Origin of the sequence: Agromyces cerinus subsp. cerinus (assembly GCF_900142065.1) — a bacterium.
In the GTDB taxonomy this organism is placed as follows: domain Bacteria; phylum Actinomycetota; class Actinomycetes; order Actinomycetales; family Microbacteriaceae; genus Agromyces; species Agromyces cerinus.
This window is the reverse complement of sequence record NZ_FSRJ01000004.1, coordinates 230503-246299: the sequence shown is the minus strand read 5'-3', so window position 1 is coordinate 246299 and position 15797 is coordinate 230503. Positions and strand designations below refer to the sequence as shown.

Genomic DNA, 15797 nt, shown 5'->3' with positions numbered 1-15797 from the left:
GCCCAGAGCAGGCAGGAGGATCGTGTCCCGACGACTGCCGTCCACGCCTCCGAACCTGCCGGGTTTCGCGTTCATCCGCGTACTCGGATCGGGTGGATTCGCCGATGTCTTCCTCTACGAGCAGAACATGCCGCGCCGCCTCGTCGCGGTGAAGGTGCTGCTCGCCGAGGTCGTCAACGACGACCTGCGGCAGATGTTCCAGGCCGAGGCGAACCTCATGGCCCAGCTCTCCTCGCACCCGTCGATCCTCACGGTCTACCAGGCCAGCGTCGCGGCCGACGGCCGGCCGTACCTGGTGATGGAGTACTGCTCGGCCTCGCTCGGCCAGCGCTACCGCGCCGTGCAGCTGCCGCTGGCCGAGGTGCTCGCCGTCGGCGTGCGCATCGCGAGCGCGGTCGAGACCGCGCACCGGCAGGGCGTGCTGCACCGGGACATCAAGCCCTCGAACATCCTCACCACCGCGTACGGCCACCCCGTGCTCTCCGACTTCGGCATCGCGGCGACGCTCGGCGAGGCCGAGTCCTCCGACGCGGTCGGCCTGTCGATCCCGTGGTCGGCGCCCGAGGTGCTGCACGACGAGGTCTCGGGCAGCGTCGCGAGCGAGGTCTGGTCGCTCGGCGCCACCGTGTACTCGCTGCTCGCCGGTCGCAGTCCGTTCGAGACGCCGGGCGGCGACAACGGATCCGGCGCGCTCATGGGCAGGATCGACAAGGCGAAGTACACCCCGACGGGGCGCCTCGACGTGCCGAAGAGCCTCGAACAGGTGCTCGCGCGTTCGATGTCGCGCAGGCCGTCGAGCCGGCAGTCGAGTGCACTCGAGTTCATCCGCGACCTGCAGTCGGTCGAGGAGGAGCTCGGGCTCTTCCAGACGCCGCTCGAGGTCGCGATGGACGACTGGGCGCTCGCGACCGCCGTCGACGTCGACGAGCAGACCCGCATCAGCGGCGCCCACGGCATCGGCGACGGCGCACCACGTCGGCGGCGCGCGCGCAGCGGTGCATTCGGCTCCACCCGGTCGCAGGCCGACTCCCGCCCTCACGACCCCGGCACGAGCCGCATCCGAACGACCGCGCCGACCTCTGCCCGACTCGCCTGGGGCATCTCCCTCGTCTCGGTGCTCCTGATCGCCCTGGTGGGCGCCGGTGCGTACTTCGTGATCCAGGGCACCAGGTCGATTCCCGTCGTGACCGACGTGCAGGGCGTGGACGCGGATGCGACCGTGACCTTCTCCTGGAACGACCCGGGGCTCCAGAGCTCCGATGCGTACGTCGTGACCGTCGACGGCGAGGCCCTGCCGCTGCAGCGAGAGGCACGGGTGACGGTGCCGGCCGAAGACGGCGACCGCGTGTGCGCGAGCGTCAAGGTCGTGCGCGATGGGAAGTCGGGTGCCTCGAGCGCTGAGCGCTGCGTCGAGGTGTCGGTCGATCTCGAGGGTGCATGATGCCGCGACTTCCCGACCTGACCCGTCTGCCCAAGCCGCGATCCGCGGCCATCACCGCCGCGGCGACCACCGCCGTGGTGGCGCTCGTCGCAGGCGTCGCGATCGCATCCGGCGGGTACGCCGCCCAACGAGTCGACCTCGGCGACGCCGCCGTATGGGTCAGCAGCAACGAGCACCAGGCGATCGGCCGTGCGAACACCGCGCTGCTCGAACTGAACTCGGTCGTCGAGACGGGTTCGACCGGCACGGAGATCGTGCAGCAGGGGGCCACCGTGCTGGCGCTCGATCGCGCGCGGGCGACCGTGCGGGTCATCGACGCGACGACCTCGAGCCTCACCGAGACCGTCGCGGTCCCTCCCGACGATGCGACGCTCGACCTCGCCGGTCCGCGGGTCGTCGTGACCTCGGACGGTGACATCTGGACGACGCCCGTCGACCGGTTCGCGCAGTTCGACGCCGATTCCGAGCCGATGCTCGCACTCGGCAAGGGAACGGTGACGTCGGTCGATCCCGATGGAACGCTCTTCGCCTACACGCCGTCGACCGGCGACGTCGCGCGGGTCGATGTGGCGGATGCCGAGACCGTGCGCACCCGCTGGCAGGCGAAGCCGGCCGGCAAGGACGCCGAGGTGCAGATCACCTCGGTCGCCGACCGCTGGGCGGTGTTCGACGCGAGCACCCTGACGCTCCACCTCGAGCGGGGTCCGGTCGATCTCTCCTCGTTCATCGCAGCCAACGACGCCCCGGTGCTCCAGCGTCCGTCGAGCGACGGCGACGACGTCGCGATCGCCACGCGCCGAGGTCTCGTCACCGTCGGGTTCGACGGCGACGAGCCGCGCACCCGGGTCGACGATCGCTCCGGGCTGCCGGCCGCGCCGTTCCTGCACGACGGATGCCTCTACGCGGCGTGGGCCGAGGGAACCGCGTGGCGGTCCTGCGCGGCTGGTGGCGACCCGGACCCCGTCGAACTGCCCTCGGCGACCGCCATCGGCGACTACACCTACCTCGCCAACGGCGCCACGCTCGTGCTCAATGAACGGCGCAGCGGCAAGACCTGGGCCGCCGGCGTCGGGTTCGGCCTCATCGACAACTGGAAAGACCTCCTCGACATCGAGCACGACGAGGAGACGATCGAGCAGAACGACCCCGAGACGCCGCCGACGATCGAGAAGAGCCAGGTGCCCCCCGTCGCGGCCGCCGACGAGTTCGGTGCGCGCCCGGGGCGTACGACCCAACTGCCGGTGCTGCTGAACGACTACGACGCCAACGGCGACGCCATGGTCGTCGATGCCGTCGACGGCGAATTGCCGGCAGGAGTCACTGTCGACCGGATCGCCGACAACCAGCAGTTGCAGCTCGTGCTCGACGACGAGGCATCCGGTGTCATCACCTTCGGCTACACGGTCGACGACGGCTTCGGCGGCACCGCGCATGCCGCGGTGAGCGTGACCGTGCGCGACGCCGACGAGAACTCGCCGCCCGAACAGCGACGGCCGTCCAAGACCCTCGTGCAGGCGGGGGGCCGCGTCAACACGGCAGTGCTCGGCGACTGGGTCGACCCCGACGGCGACCCGTTCTTCCTCAGGCGAGCCACGGCCGCCGCACCGGACGCGCTGTCGTCGACGGCCGACGGTGTCGTCGTGTTCGACGAGAAGGGCGGTGCCGGAGCGGACCGGATCGTCACGCTCGAGGTGTCCGACGGGCGTGACACCGCCGTCGGCGCGCTCGGCATCGGCGTTCGCGCACCCGGCAGCGTGCAGCTCGTCGCCGACCCGTTCGTGGTGCTCGCGACGGCGGGGCAGGAGGTGCGCATCGACCCGCTGCGGCATGTGCGCGGCGGCTCGGGCCAGGTGCAGTTGACCGCCGTCCCCGCCAAGCCCGACGCGCAGCTGACACCCGACTTCGACGGCGGGACCTTCCGATTCTCGAGTTCCGATGTGCGGACGCACTCGCTCGAGTACACCGTGACCGACGGCATCTGGACGACGACGGGTCGTGTCCGGGTCGACGTCTCCGCTCCGCCCGAGCGCGACACCACGCCCATCACGGTTCCGCACACGGTGTTCATCAGGGGAGGACAGCCCGTCGACGTCGACGTGCTCGCCACGGACATCGACCCGACCGGCGGCGTGCTGATCCTGACCGGGCTCGGCGAGCCGACGGCGGAGGCGGGCGAGGGCGTGCAGGTCGAGGTCGTCGACCACCGCATCCTTCGTGTCACCCTCACCGGCCCGCTGGCGACCGGATCGAGCGTCTTCGGCTACCGGGTCAGCAACGGCCTCGCCGAGGCCGTCGGCGAGGTGACCGTCGTCGAGGTGCCGCAACTGGAGTCCCCGCAATCGCCCGTCGCCGTGCCCGACAAGATCTCGGCGCGCACCGGCGACGTGGTCGACATCGCGGTGCTCGCCAACGACGAGCACCCCGACGCGTTGCCGATCACGCTCGAGCCGACGCTCGAGCGTGCACCGAAGGCGGGACTGCTCTTCGCCGCCGGAGACCGGCTCCGCTACTTCGCTCCCGAGGAGCCGGGGGAGTACGAGGCCGTCTACCGGGTAGCCGGACCCGACGGTCAATGGGCCACGGCGACCGTGCAGATGTCGGTGCGCGAGGCCGACCCCGATACCAACACCCCGCCCGTCCCGGCGACCGTCACCGCCAGAGTGCTCTCGGGAGAGACGGTACGGATCCCCGTGCCGCTCGGCGGATCCGACCCCGAGGGCGACAGCGTGCAACTGCTCGGCCAGGGCGGCACCCCCGAGCTCGGCAACGTCACCGCCCACGGGGCGGACTGGCTCGAGTACGAGGCGGGGGAGTACTCCGCCGGCACCGACACGTTCGAGTACGAGGTCGTCGACGCGCTCGGCGAACGCGCCGTGGGCACCGTCAGGGTCGGCATCGCACCGCGCCTCGACGGAGCCCGCCTGCCGACCGCCGTCAACGACATCGTGGAGGTGCGGCCGGGTCGCACCGTCGCCGTTCGCGTCCTCGAGAACGACTCCGACCCCGACGGCGGTGCGCTGACCCTGAAGGACGTGACCGTGATCGAGGGCGATGCTGTCGCCGAGATCGTCGACGATCGGATCGAGGTCGAGCTCCCTCCGGGCGAAGACGACTACGGGTTCTCCTACGAGATCGAGAACGAGCAGCTCGGCACCGCGTCGACCTTCCTCAAGATCATGGCGCGCGAGGATGCCCCGCTGGCACGCCCCGAGGCATCCGACACCGTCCTGACCTTGAGCGACATCCTCGATGAGGACGTCGTGGACGTCCCGGTGCTGCGCAACGTCTTCCTCGCCGACGCCGATGTCGACGATCTCGTCGTCGGACTCGTCGACGGCTACGGCCGAGGGGCCGAAGTGCGCCGCGACGGGAGCATCCGGGTGCAGGTCGAAGACCGGCGGCGCGTCATCCCGTTCTCGGTGACCCACCCCGAAGACCCCTCGATCGTCTCGTACGCGTTCATCTGGGTGCCCGGCCGAGACGATGCGCTGCCGCAGCTTCGAGCCGACGCACCCGAGGTCGACGTCGTGAGCGGCGACGAGGTGACGCTCGATCTCGACGACTTCGTCATCGCCGCATCCGGCCGCCCGGTGAAGATCACGGATGCCGCGACGGTGCGCGCCTCGCACAGCGACGGCGCCGACCTCGTGGTCGATCAGGACACCCTGCGATATCGCAGCGAAGAGGGCTACTTCGGTCCGGCGTCGCTCTCGTTCACCGTCACCGACGGGGAGTCGGCCGCCGACCCGTCGGCGCGGACCGGCACCATCGTGATTCCGATCGACGTGCTGCCGACCGAGAACCAGCCCCCGGTGTTCACGGGCGGAGTCATCGACTTCGAGCCCGGGGAGTCGAAGGAGATCGACCTCCTGAAGCTCACGAAATCGTATCCGGCCGCTCAAGGCGAACTCGTCTACCGACTGCTGCCGCCGCCGACGGAGGGGTTCCGCTTCTCCCTCGACGGTTCCGACCTCACGATCGAGGCGGAGGCATCGACGTCCAAGGCGCCGCGGACGGTCGCGATCGGCGTCGCGGACGACTCGGGCGACGGCAAGCCCGGGCGCATCGAGCTGCGCGTGGTGCCGTCGACGAAACCGATCGCGAGGCCCGCTCCCGACACCGTGATCGCGCAACGCGGACGGACGACGACGATCGACGTGCTCGCCAACGACGGGCCGACCAACCCGTTCCCCGACGTGCCGCTCCGGGTCGTCGATGTTCGCGGCCTCGACGCGGACAGCCTCCCGAGCGGCGTGTCGATCGAGCCGAGCGAAGACCGGTCGCGGCTCGAGGTGACGGTCGCGCCGGGAGCGGCGCCGGTGAACTCGACGGTGCAGTACGAGGTGGCCGATGCGACCGGCGACGCGGCGCGCAACGCCTGGGGCCTCGTCACGATCTCGGTGCAGGACCGACCCGACCCCGTCACGGGCGCTCGGGTCACGGGCTTCGGAGATCGCAGCCTCGACGTCGTGTTCGGGGCGGGCGCCTTCAACAACTCGCCGATCACCGGCTACGAGATCCAGTTGGTCGACGCGGGCACGGGCGAGGTGACGAGCTCGTCGGGGTGCGCCGCGACGACCTGCACGGTCACGACGCCCGGCAACGGGCAGGCCGAGGCCGTGCACGTGCGGATCCGGGCGAGGAACGGGATCGGCCTGTCCGACCCGGTCGACGCGCCGGGCCCGATCTGGTCGGACGTCGTCCCCCCGCCGCCCACCGGGGTGCGCGCGCTCCCGCGCGACGGGTACCTCCGCCTCGAGTGGGACCGGGTGCCCGAGGGATCCGGAAGCGCCATCGGAACGTACGTGGTCACGGTCGCCGGAGTCTCGACCGAGGTCTCCGCGGCGGCGGTGTGCACGGCGACGGTCTGTTCCACGGACTCGCAGCGGCTCGAGAACGGAAGCCAGGTGCCGATCACGATCAGTGCCAGGAACCAGGCCTTCCCGGCGCTCGCGGTCTGGACCCAGGCCGGGGCCAGCGGCACGCCGTTCGGGCCGCCCATCGCCGGCGGGATCTCCGTCAGCGGCGACGCAGCGGCCGGCACCGTCACGGTCGCCTGGGACCCGTTCGCCGGCAACGGAGATGCGATCGGCGGATACTTCGTGCAACGCCTCGTCGACGGGGCCTCCGGGGTGCCCGCCGGGGCGCAGGCGTGCTCGGTGACCAGCCCCGCCCCCGGAAACGTCGTCGCGCCGTCGGGCGGCGGCACCGTCGCCGAGGTGGTGCACGTCGGCCCCGGCACGACCAGCGTGCAGTTCTCGGGCACGTCGGCGGAGTCCACGAAATACTCGTTCCTCGTCTGGGGCTACAACCGGGCCGCGTGCACGAACACGGAGGTGGCCGGCACCGTGGTGCGGCCCGCGCCCGACGCCATCCGGAGGGTCGACAGTCACATGGAGTTCCGTACCGCCGACACCTACGACCGCTACATCTCGGGCGTCGCGCCCAGCGCCTGGCGATACGACATCGTCGCCGTCGACGGGAACGGCGCCCAGATCCCGGGCACGCAGCAGAGCTTCGACGGGTCGGGATGGGCACAGGACCTCTTCGCGAGGCCGTTCGGTGAAACGGTGCGGTTCCAGGTGCGGAGCTGCTCGATCTGGGGCAGTTGCGGTCCGTGGTCGGACGTGCTCCCCTCCGATGCCCGCCCGTCGCTGACGTTCGCACTGCCGAGCCGGGCATGGGACGAAGGCACGAGGACCTGGTCGTGGACGTCGGCGCCCGAGAACTCCGGGCTTCCGGTGACGTTCACCTGCGGCGTCGACGGCGACCGCAACGGCAGGACCGCCCAGACCCCGACGAGCTGCCAGATCCCCGAAGCCAAGCCGGGCGACCGCGTCTGGTTGGATGTTGAGATCGCGGGCGTCGTCGTCCGCTACCAGAACCGCTGAGAAGGAGCCGAGATGACCATGACCCCCGAGGAGGCGGCGCGGTTCGCCGCGACGCTCGATCGACTCGTCGGCGCGGTCGAGGAAGTGCTGCTCGGCAAGAACCGGGTCATCAGGCTCGCCTTCACGGCGCTCCTCAGCGAGGGTCACCTGCTGCTCGATGACGTGCCGGGCACGGGCAAGACGTCGCTCGCCCGCGCGATGGCCCAGTCGATCGACGGGTCGAGCAATCGCGTGCAGTTCACCCCCGACCTGCTGCCCGGTGACATCACGGGCGTCACCGTGTACGACCAGCGTTCAGGCGTGTTCGAGTTCCACCCCGGCCCGGTGTTCGCGAACATCGTGCTCGCCGACGAGATCAACCGGGCGAGCCCGAAGACGCAGTCGGCGCTCCTCGAGGTCATGGAGGAGGGCCAGGTCACCGTCGACGGGCAGACCCACCCCGTGGGCCATCCGTTCATGGTGATCGCGACGCAGAATCCCGTCGAGCAGGCCGGAACCTATCGACTTCCCGAGGCGCAGCTCGACCGATTCCTGATGCGCACCTCCATCGGCTACCCCGACCACGCCTCGACCATCCGCATCCTCGAAGGCGCCGACCAGCGCGCCCACGAGCAACGCGTCTCCTCGCAGCTCGCTGCGGCGGAGGTCGTCGAGATGGCGGCGGTTGCACGCACGGTGTACGTCGATCCCACGATCCACGACTACGTCTCGCGCATCGTCGACGCCACGCGCACCGCTCGCGAGGTGCGCCTCGGCGTCAGCGTTCGCGGCGCGCTCGCGCTGATCCGCGGGGCGAAGACCCATGCAGCGGGTCGGGGACGCCACTACGTCGTGCCCGACGACGTCAAGGCGCTCGCCGAGCCCGTGCTCGCGCACCGGTTGATCCTCGACCCCGAGGCGGAGTTCGACGGCGTCACCGCTTCGAACATGATCGCCCAGGTGTTGATCGAGACACCGCCCCCCTCGACCAGGCAAGCCGTGTGACACTCACCCAGACGCGAACGACGATCCCCGAGGACGCCAGACGAGAGGGCCTGCTCGCGGTCGTGATCGGGCGCGCCGTCGTGGCCGGGCGCCGTGCCGGTGCGGCCATCGCGCGCGCCGGCCGAATGGTGCAGGGCGTCGTGACCCCGCTCGGCTGGTCGGTCATCGTCGTCGCGGTGATCTCGCTCGCCGGCGGCTACACCTGGGGATGGCTCGAACTCATCGCACTCGGATGGGGCCTCGTCGTGCTCGTGGCCGCGGCATCCGTCTGGCTCATCGGTCGTGGAGCCGGCACCATCCAGCTCGTGCTGCCATCGCCGCGTGTGGTGGTCGGCGAGCCCGCCGAGGCGCGGCTGATCGCTGCCAATCCCGGTCGCCGGCGGTTCGGCGGCGTGCAGCTCGAGCTTCCGGTCGGTCGCCGCATCGTCGAACGCGTCCTTCCGGGACTTCCGCGAGGCGGCGTCTTCGATGAGCAGTTCACGATCCCCACGGAGCGGCGTGGGGTCGTGCCGGTCGGCCCGGCGCGCACCGTGCGTGCCGACCCGATCGGCCTCATGCGTCGGGAGTTCCTGTGGTCGGAGACGGCCGAACTGCACGTGCATCCGCGCACGGTGCCGATCAACGCGCTCAGCACCGGATTCATCCGAGATCTCGAGGGCACGCCGACGCGCGACCTGACGGCGAGCGACATCGCCTTCCACGCGCTGCGCGAGTACGTGCCCGGCGATGATCGCCGATTCATCCACTGGCGCAGCTCCGCCAAGACCGGCACCTTCATGGTGCGGCAGTTCGAGGAGACGCGGCGCAGTCGCCTCATGGTGCTGCTCGATCTCGACCCGGGGGCCTACGTCGATTCGGCCGAGTTCGAACTCGCCGTCAGCGCCGCGGCATCCGTTGGCGCACGCGCGATCCGCGACGCCCGCACGGTGTCGTTCGTGGTCTCCGGGCGGCAGTCGGCCGCCGGTGTCCGTCGCAGCGCCATGCGCGAACTGCCGACCGTCTCCCGCGATCGGCTCCTCGACGCGCTGTGCCTCGTCGAGACGACGACCGATGCGGTGATGCTCCCCGATGTGGCCCGTGCCGCGAGCGAGACGCTCGCCGGTGTCTCCCTCGCGTTCATCGTCACCGGAACCGCGCGCGGTGTCTCGCCGTTGCGCGCCGCCGCGACCCGGCTGCCACCGGGGGTCGAGACGATCGCGGTGCAGTGCGCGCCCGAGGGCGAGGCGAACGCTCGCACGATCGCGGGCCTGACCGTCTTCGGCGTCGGCTATCTCGAAGACCTGCGCGCGATGCTCGCGAGATCGGCCTCGATCTCATGACCGCCCGCGTCCCCGCCGGCGCCCGCAGGTTCGGGCCCACTCTCGTCACGGTGGTGCTCGTCGTCGCCATGCTCGCCGCGGCGATGCTGCCGTGGTGGCCCGTCTACGAGAGTCCCGCCTTCCTCGTCGCCGCGGCGGTCGCGATCGTGGCCGGAGTCGCGATCGGCGTCATCGGGGCGCGGTTCCGACTGCCGTCGTGGATCATCGTGCTCTCCGTGTTCGCGGCGTACCTCGTGCTCGGCGTGCCGGCCGCGGTGCCCGGCGCCGCGATCGGCGGCATCCTGCCGACTCCGTCCGGCATCGTGGAGCTCCTCGCGGGAGCGGCGCTCTCGTGGAAGCAGCTCGTCACGATCTCGGTCCCCGTCGGGTCCTACCAGGCGCTGCTCGTGCCGCCGTTCCTGCTCGGGCTCGTCGCCGCCACCGCCGCGATCTCGATCGCGCTGCGCAGCCGGCGACCGGCGGCCGCCGCGCTGCCGCCCGCCGTGCTCCTCGTCGCGGGCATCGCACTCGGCGTCGTGCACTCGGCGCTCGCCGTGGAGGCCGGAATCGCGTACCTGATCACCGCCATCGCCTGGCTCGTCCGGGTCGCCATCGCCGACCGGCGTGCCATCACGAGCGGGCGGCGGGTCGAGGCGGCGCTCACCGACGCACGTCGCGTGCTGGGTGCTTCCGCACTCGTGGCCATCGCGGTCGTCGGTGCGACCGCGGCATCCGTGGCCCTGCCCGTGCCGCCCCGCAATGTCGTTCGCGCCGAGTTGCAGCCGCCGTTCGAGCCGAGGCAGCACGACAGCCCGCTCGCCGGCTTCCGCGCCGCATTCGGCGAGGATGTCGCGGACGATGTGATGCTCGACGTGCGAGGGCTCCCAGAGGGCGCGGGCCTGCGCATGGCAGCCCTCGATTCGTACGACGGCATCGTGTACACGGTCGGCGGCGCCGACGCCGCTGCGGCATCTGGACGCTTCACGCGGGTGCCCTACCGGCTCGACCAGTCGGGTGTGAGCGGAGACAACGAGCCGGCCGCGATCGAGGTGGAGGTCGAGGGCTACGCCGAGGTGTGGGTGCCTGGAGTGGGTCGCCTCGAACGCATGACGTTCGGCGGGCCGCGCGCGGAGCTGCTCACCGAGTCGTTCTTCTACAACGAGGTGACGAGCACGGGTGCGGTGCAGCGCCCGCTGCAGTCCGGCGATCGGTTTGCCGCGATCTCGGTGGTGCCCGTCGCCCCCGAAGCGCTCGCCGAGCTGAGCCCCGGCACCAGTGTGCTCCCGGCGGCTCCCGAGATGCCCGAGGAGCTCGCGCAGCTGCTCGACGAGTGGGCTTCGTCGTCCGACGAACCCGGAGTGCGGCTGCAGGCCGTCATCGAGGGATTCCACGCGAACGGGTACGTGAGTCACGGCTACGGCGAGGTGCCGAGCAGGTCGGGGCACTCGCTCGATCGACTCGCCGATCTCGCGGTCGAACGGCCGATGGTCGGGGACGGCGAGCAGTACGCGGTCGCCGCAGCGCTCATGGCGCGTCACATCGGCTTCCCGGCGCGAGTCGTGGTCGGCTATCTTCCCGGCGGAGCCGAAGCGGCCGCCGCGGTCGCGGACGGCACGCAGGAATCCGATGAACCGGATGCCGAGAGCGACCCCGCACCCGACGGCGTCACCCGATTCGTGAGCGGCGACAAGCAGGCATGGATCGAGGTGCAGCGCGCCGACGGCGCCTGGATCGCGGTCGACCCGAACCCGATGCCGAGCCCGATCCCCGAGCGCGAGCCCGATCAGCCGACCATCGTGTCGAGGCCGCAGTCGGCGCTGCCTCCGCCGGCTGAGCGCACGCCGGTCGACGACCTGGCGAACGACCCCGAGACGCCTCCCGACGAGCCCGACGACCGTGCGGACGCCTGGGTGCAGACGCTGCTGGCGGTGCTGGGGGTCGCGGGCATCGTGCTGGGCGTGCTCGCGGTCATCGCGAGCCCGTTCCTCGCGATCATCGTCGCGAAGATGCGGCGGCGGCGGCTTCGGCGGAAGGCGCCGAGCGCGGTCGAGCGTATCGAGGGCGGATGGCAGGAGTTCGCGGACTCGGCGGCAGACTACGGGTATCCGATCAGGCCGATGTCCACGCGTGCCGAGCAGGCGGCGACGGTCGGCGGCCTCGCGCCGCTCGTGCTCGCGTCGGTCGTCGATCGCGCCGTGTTCGCTCCCGACGGACCGGCGGAGGGCGATGACCGCCTGGTCTGGGATTCGGTCGATGAACTGCAGGAGCGCCTCGGTGCGCCGCGGTCGCTTCGTGAGCGGCTGCGGGCGGCGGTCTCGCTCACTTCGCTCGGCGGGTACGCTGTGACGCGGAGAGGAGGGCGTTCGTGACGTGTCGGATCTGCGGTGCAGAGCTGCCCGAAGGGGCCATGTTCTGCGGCGAATGCGGCAGTTCGACGAGCGCGACCCCCGAATCCCGCCGCCGGCCCGACCCGCGGCCCGGCGACACGACGGTGATCGAACGGCCCGCCCGGCGCAACAGCGGCGTGATCTCGATCCCGGTCGACGGCTTCCGTGCGGCGGTCGCGATCGGATCGACCGAAGACTCGGGCGGCGAGCTCCTCGCACCCCCGGCGCCCGAGCTGCACGAACCGCTGGCGACGACTCCCGTCGTGACGCGCTTCGTGTTGACCTTCAGCACCGGTGAGACCCGCACCGTCTTCGGTTCGGGACTGATCGGTCGTCGGCCCCTGCCGCAGCCCGGTGAAGTGTTCGACCATCTCGTGCAGATCGCCGACCGCTCCCTGTCGGTGTCGAAGACGCACGTCGAGTTCGGAGAGCACGACGGCACGCTCTGGGTCGCCGATCGGTTCTCGGGCAACGGCACGATCGTGCGGCGACCCGACGACGGGGCGATGCGCTGCGAGCCCGGACGGCGCTACCTCGTGCCGCGGGGGAGCCGGGTCGAGCTCGCCGAGCAGTTCTTCATCGTGTCCTGAGCCGTTTCCACCGGCGCCCGCCCGCCCGCCGACTCGTCCTCCACAGGGGCGCCGTCGACGGTGCCACGACGCGGCGGCGGTCGTGATCGATGACGCGGCGATTCGCGTGATCGGATCGCACGGTGGACCGATTCGACATCGCACCCGTCTCGCTGGACACCCCGCTCGCGCTGCCGCCGGCGCCGGCCGATCCCGCCGCAGCCGGGTTCCCCCTCATCGCGTCGCTCGCGCCCGTCGTCGGCGCGCTCGCACTGTGGGCGATCACGGGTTCGCCGTTCTCGCTCGTCTTCGCGGTGCTCGGGCCGATCGTGGCGATCGGCTCGATGCTCGATGCACGTCGTTCGGCACGACGTCTGCGACGACGGGCGTCCGCCGAGCGGCGGCGACGGCTCGACGAGCTCGTGGCCGAGATCGGGCAGCGACACGACCTCGAGCGGGCTGCGGCATGGCATCGCTCGCCGTCGTCGCGCCGACTGCTCGAGCAGTCGGAGCATCCGGCGTGGCGCGAGTCGGCCCCGCCGCCGATCGTGCTCGGGCGTGGCGCCGCCGCGAGCGCGTTGCGGATCGACGGTTCGCCGGTGGACGCCGGAGATCGGGAGGTGCTGCTCGCGGCGGCGCGACTCGACGATGCGCCGATGTGCGTCGACGCCCGAGCCGGGGTCGGTTTCGTGGGCGAACTCCACCTGGCACGGGCCGCCGCCCGCGCGAGCGTCGTGCAGTTCGCACATCACGCGCATCCGCAGCAGTTCGCGATCGAGGTCGCGGAGGGCACCCGAGGGACTCACTGGGAGTGGCTGCGCGCACTGCCGCATCGCGGAGGCCACGCACGTGCCGGTCTGGTCGTCGTCGAACCTGCCGACGGCAAGCAGCGGCCGCTCCGGCCCTCGAAGCTCGCTCCGCAAGGCGAGCGTCCGCCCGCCGTGGTCGTCGCAGTCGCGCGCACCGCGTCCGAGCTGCCGCCCGGTCTCGGCACGATCGTGACGATGCAGACGCCCGATGCGGCGATCGTGCGGCGCCCGCACGGCGTCGCCGAGATGGAGCTCGCACCCGCGCTCGTCGGCATCGCGGAGGCCGCCGGTTGGGCGAACTCGCTCGCCGCCGTCGCTGAGCGAGCCGGGATCGGAGCCGGTTCGAACGACCTTCCGCGACGGTTGGAGCTCGACGGACTGCAGCGTCCGCCAGACGCGGGCCGCGACCGATCGAGCCTCGCCGCGACCGTCGGACGAGCGGCGGGCGGTGCCCTCCGACTCGACCTCGCACGGTGCGGTCCGCATGCGCTCGTCGCCGGAACGACCGGCAGCGGCAAGAGCGAGTTCCTGCTCGCATGGATCGTCGCCCTCGCCGTCGCCCACCCTCCCGCTCGCGTCTCCTTCCTCCTCGTCGACTTCAAGGGTGGGGCGGCGTTCGAGCCGGTACGGGGACTTCCGCATGTCACCGGCATCGTGACCGACCTCGACGAGTCCGAGGCGGAGCGGGCCGTGCTCAGCCTGCGCGCCGAACTCACGCATCGCGAGACGGTGCTCGCTCGGGCGGGCGCACGCGACATCGCCGAGCTCGATGACGGGGTCGACCTGGCGCGACTCGTGATCGTCGTCGACGAGTTCCAGGCGATGATCGAGCGCTTCCCCGAGCTCGGGGCGGTCATCGGCGACATCGCCGCACGCGGTCGTTCGCTCGGGGTGCACCTCGTGCTCGCTTCGCAGCGGCCGAACGGGGTCGTGCGGGAGCAGGTCACCGCCAACTGTCCGATCCGAGTGTCGTTGCGCGTGCTGCAGCGATCCGACAGCGAGGCGGTGGTCGGAACGCCCTCGGCGGCGGAGATCCCGCCGGATCTGCCCGGCCGTGGGATCGTCGATCCGGGCGACGGATGCCCCGTGCTCTTCCATTCGGCCGTCGCGACGCCTGCCGTGATCACCGAGGCCGGCGAGCGTGCGGCCGGGTTTCCGCGCGCCCGCCGCACCTGGCTCGATCCGCTGCCGAGCCGCATCGCGCCCGATGCCGTGCACCGGGTCCTCGGTGCACCGCGCCCGGCCGCGGGCTCCGTGAACCGATCCCCGGTCGAGCCGGCAGGCGACGGCGAGCCGGCAGGCGACGGCTCCGGCCCGGGCTTCGGTGTCGTCGACGAACCCGAACGGCAACGTCGCAGCCTCGCTCGGTGGGCGCCGCGACGCGACGGCGGCCTCCTCGTGCTCGGGATGCCCGGCAGCGGGCGCACCACGGCGCTGGCCGCGATCGAGCTGGCCGCGATCGACTCGGCCGCGCCAGGACGAGTGGCGGCCGACTCGGCGTCCGCAGGCGGCGGTGCATCGAGCGTGCTGCGGCTCACGGGGCCGTCGAGCGCGGTCTGGGACGGGCTCGTTGCGGCGCAGTCGTCGGTTCGCGGGGGAGCAGCACCCCCTTCGCTCGTCGTGCTCGACGACCTCGACACCCGCTTCCGCGCCTGGCCGGAGGAGTACCGGCACGCGGCGTTCGCGATGGTGGAATCCCTGGTCAGGGAGGGCCGTGGCCGGGGCGTCGCGGTCGCGGCGTCGGCAGCCAGCCTGCAGGTCCTCGGCAGCGGACTGCGCGAGGCCTTCGGCGAGCGGCTCCTCCTCCGCCACGCGAGCCGCTCCGACCTCGTGCAATCCGGTGGCCGCGGTGAGCTCTGGCGTGCGGGCGATGGCGCCGGCGCGGGCCAGTGGCGCGGGCGGCGAGTGCAGGTGATCGAGGCGACGCCCGTCGCGACACCGGCCTCTCCCGCAGTTCCGACGCTTCGGCTGCGGCAGGATCTCCCATATGCCGTGGCCGCTGCGACGCCCCGCGCGGCCGCGGCGGTGATCACGGAGGCCGGGCGCACCGCGATCCTCCTCGTCCCAGGCGGGGAACCGGCGGTCAGGGCTGCCGTCGCCGCGCACCCACTCGAGGCACCGCCGGTGATCGTGGGGGACGCGGAGGCGTGGGCGGCGAGCTGGTCGCTGGCAGCCGCACTTCGCGAGGAGGCCGCGCTCGTCGTGCACGGTGGCGCGGCGGAGTACCGGGCACTCGTGCGCTCCCGGGAGCTGCCTCCGCTGCTCGACGCCGGGGCGGGGCAGTGCTGGATCCTCGAACCGGGCCAGGGTGTCGGCCGCGCCATCTGGCCGATACCTCGTAACCACTGAATCGGTCGCGTGATCGGGCGAGAAGCGCTGATTCCGCACCAGATGTTCGCAGAAATTAACGATTCGGAC

General features: G+C 71.7%; 7 protein-coding genes. All 7 read left to right on the top strand.

Going from position 1 to position 15797, the window contains the following annotated elements; all coding sequences use genetic code 11:
* The first annotated feature begins 22 nt into the window (after positions 1–22).
* Entirely contained in the window at positions 23–1441 is a 1419-nt protein-coding gene (locus BUR99_RS15380) for a serine/threonine-protein kinase (protein WP_074261252.1), read from the top strand.
* Positions 1441–7332: an Ig-like domain-containing protein gene (locus BUR99_RS15375; RefSeq protein ID WP_143231674.1), complete on the top strand. Its 5892-nt coding sequence runs from the start codon at positions 1441–1443 to the stop codon at positions 7330–7332. The genes BUR99_RS15380 and BUR99_RS15375 overlap by 1 nt, the downstream gene beginning before the upstream one ends.
* A 12-nt stretch (positions 7333–7344) precedes the next feature.
* Complete coding sequence (locus tag BUR99_RS15370; RefSeq protein ID WP_074261250.1) at positions 7345–8316, top strand: AAA family ATPase; 972 nt, start codon at positions 7345–7347, stop codon at positions 8314–8316.
* The gene (locus tag BUR99_RS15365) at positions 8313–9635 is read left to right on the top strand and encodes a DUF58 domain-containing protein (RefSeq protein ID WP_234980881.1); all 1323 of its coding nucleotides are present in this window, start codon (positions 8313–8315) and stop codon (positions 9633–9635) included. The genes BUR99_RS15370 and BUR99_RS15365 overlap by 4 nt, the downstream gene beginning before the upstream one ends.
* A complete protein-coding gene (locus BUR99_RS15360) occupies positions 9632–11983 on the top strand; it encodes a transglutaminase-like domain-containing protein (RefSeq protein WP_074261249.1) in 2352 nt (783 codons plus the stop codon). Before BUR99_RS15365 ends, BUR99_RS15360 begins: the two co-directional genes overlap by 4 nt.
* Complete coding sequence (locus tag BUR99_RS15355; RefSeq protein WP_234980880.1) at positions 11980–12591, top strand: zinc-ribbon domain-containing protein; 612 nt, start codon at positions 11980–11982, stop codon at positions 12589–12591. Before BUR99_RS15360 ends, BUR99_RS15355 begins: the two co-directional genes overlap by 4 nt.
* Before the next feature lie 122 nt (positions 12592–12713).
* Positions 12714–15728 (top strand): FtsK/SpoIIIE domain-containing protein, encoded by a 3015-nt coding sequence (locus tag BUR99_RS15350; protein WP_074261248.1) that lies wholly within the window; start codon positions 12714–12716, stop codon positions 15726–15728.
* The last annotated feature ends 69 nt before the right edge of the window (positions 15729–15797 follow it).

Excerpts from the sequence above, each read along its gene's own strand:
- BUR99_RS15375 (WP_143231674.1), top strand. The coding sequence starts at position 1,441 with ATGCCGCGACTTCCCGACCTGACCCGTCTGCCCAAGCCGCGATCCGCG.
- BUR99_RS15370 (WP_074261250.1), top strand. The coding sequence starts at position 7,345 with ATGACCATGACCCCCGAGGAGGCGGCGCGGTTCGCCGCGACGCTCGAT.
- BUR99_RS15360 (WP_074261249.1), top strand. The coding sequence starts at position 9,632 with ATGACCGCCCGCGTCCCCGCCGGCGCCCGCAGGTTCGGGCCCACTCTC.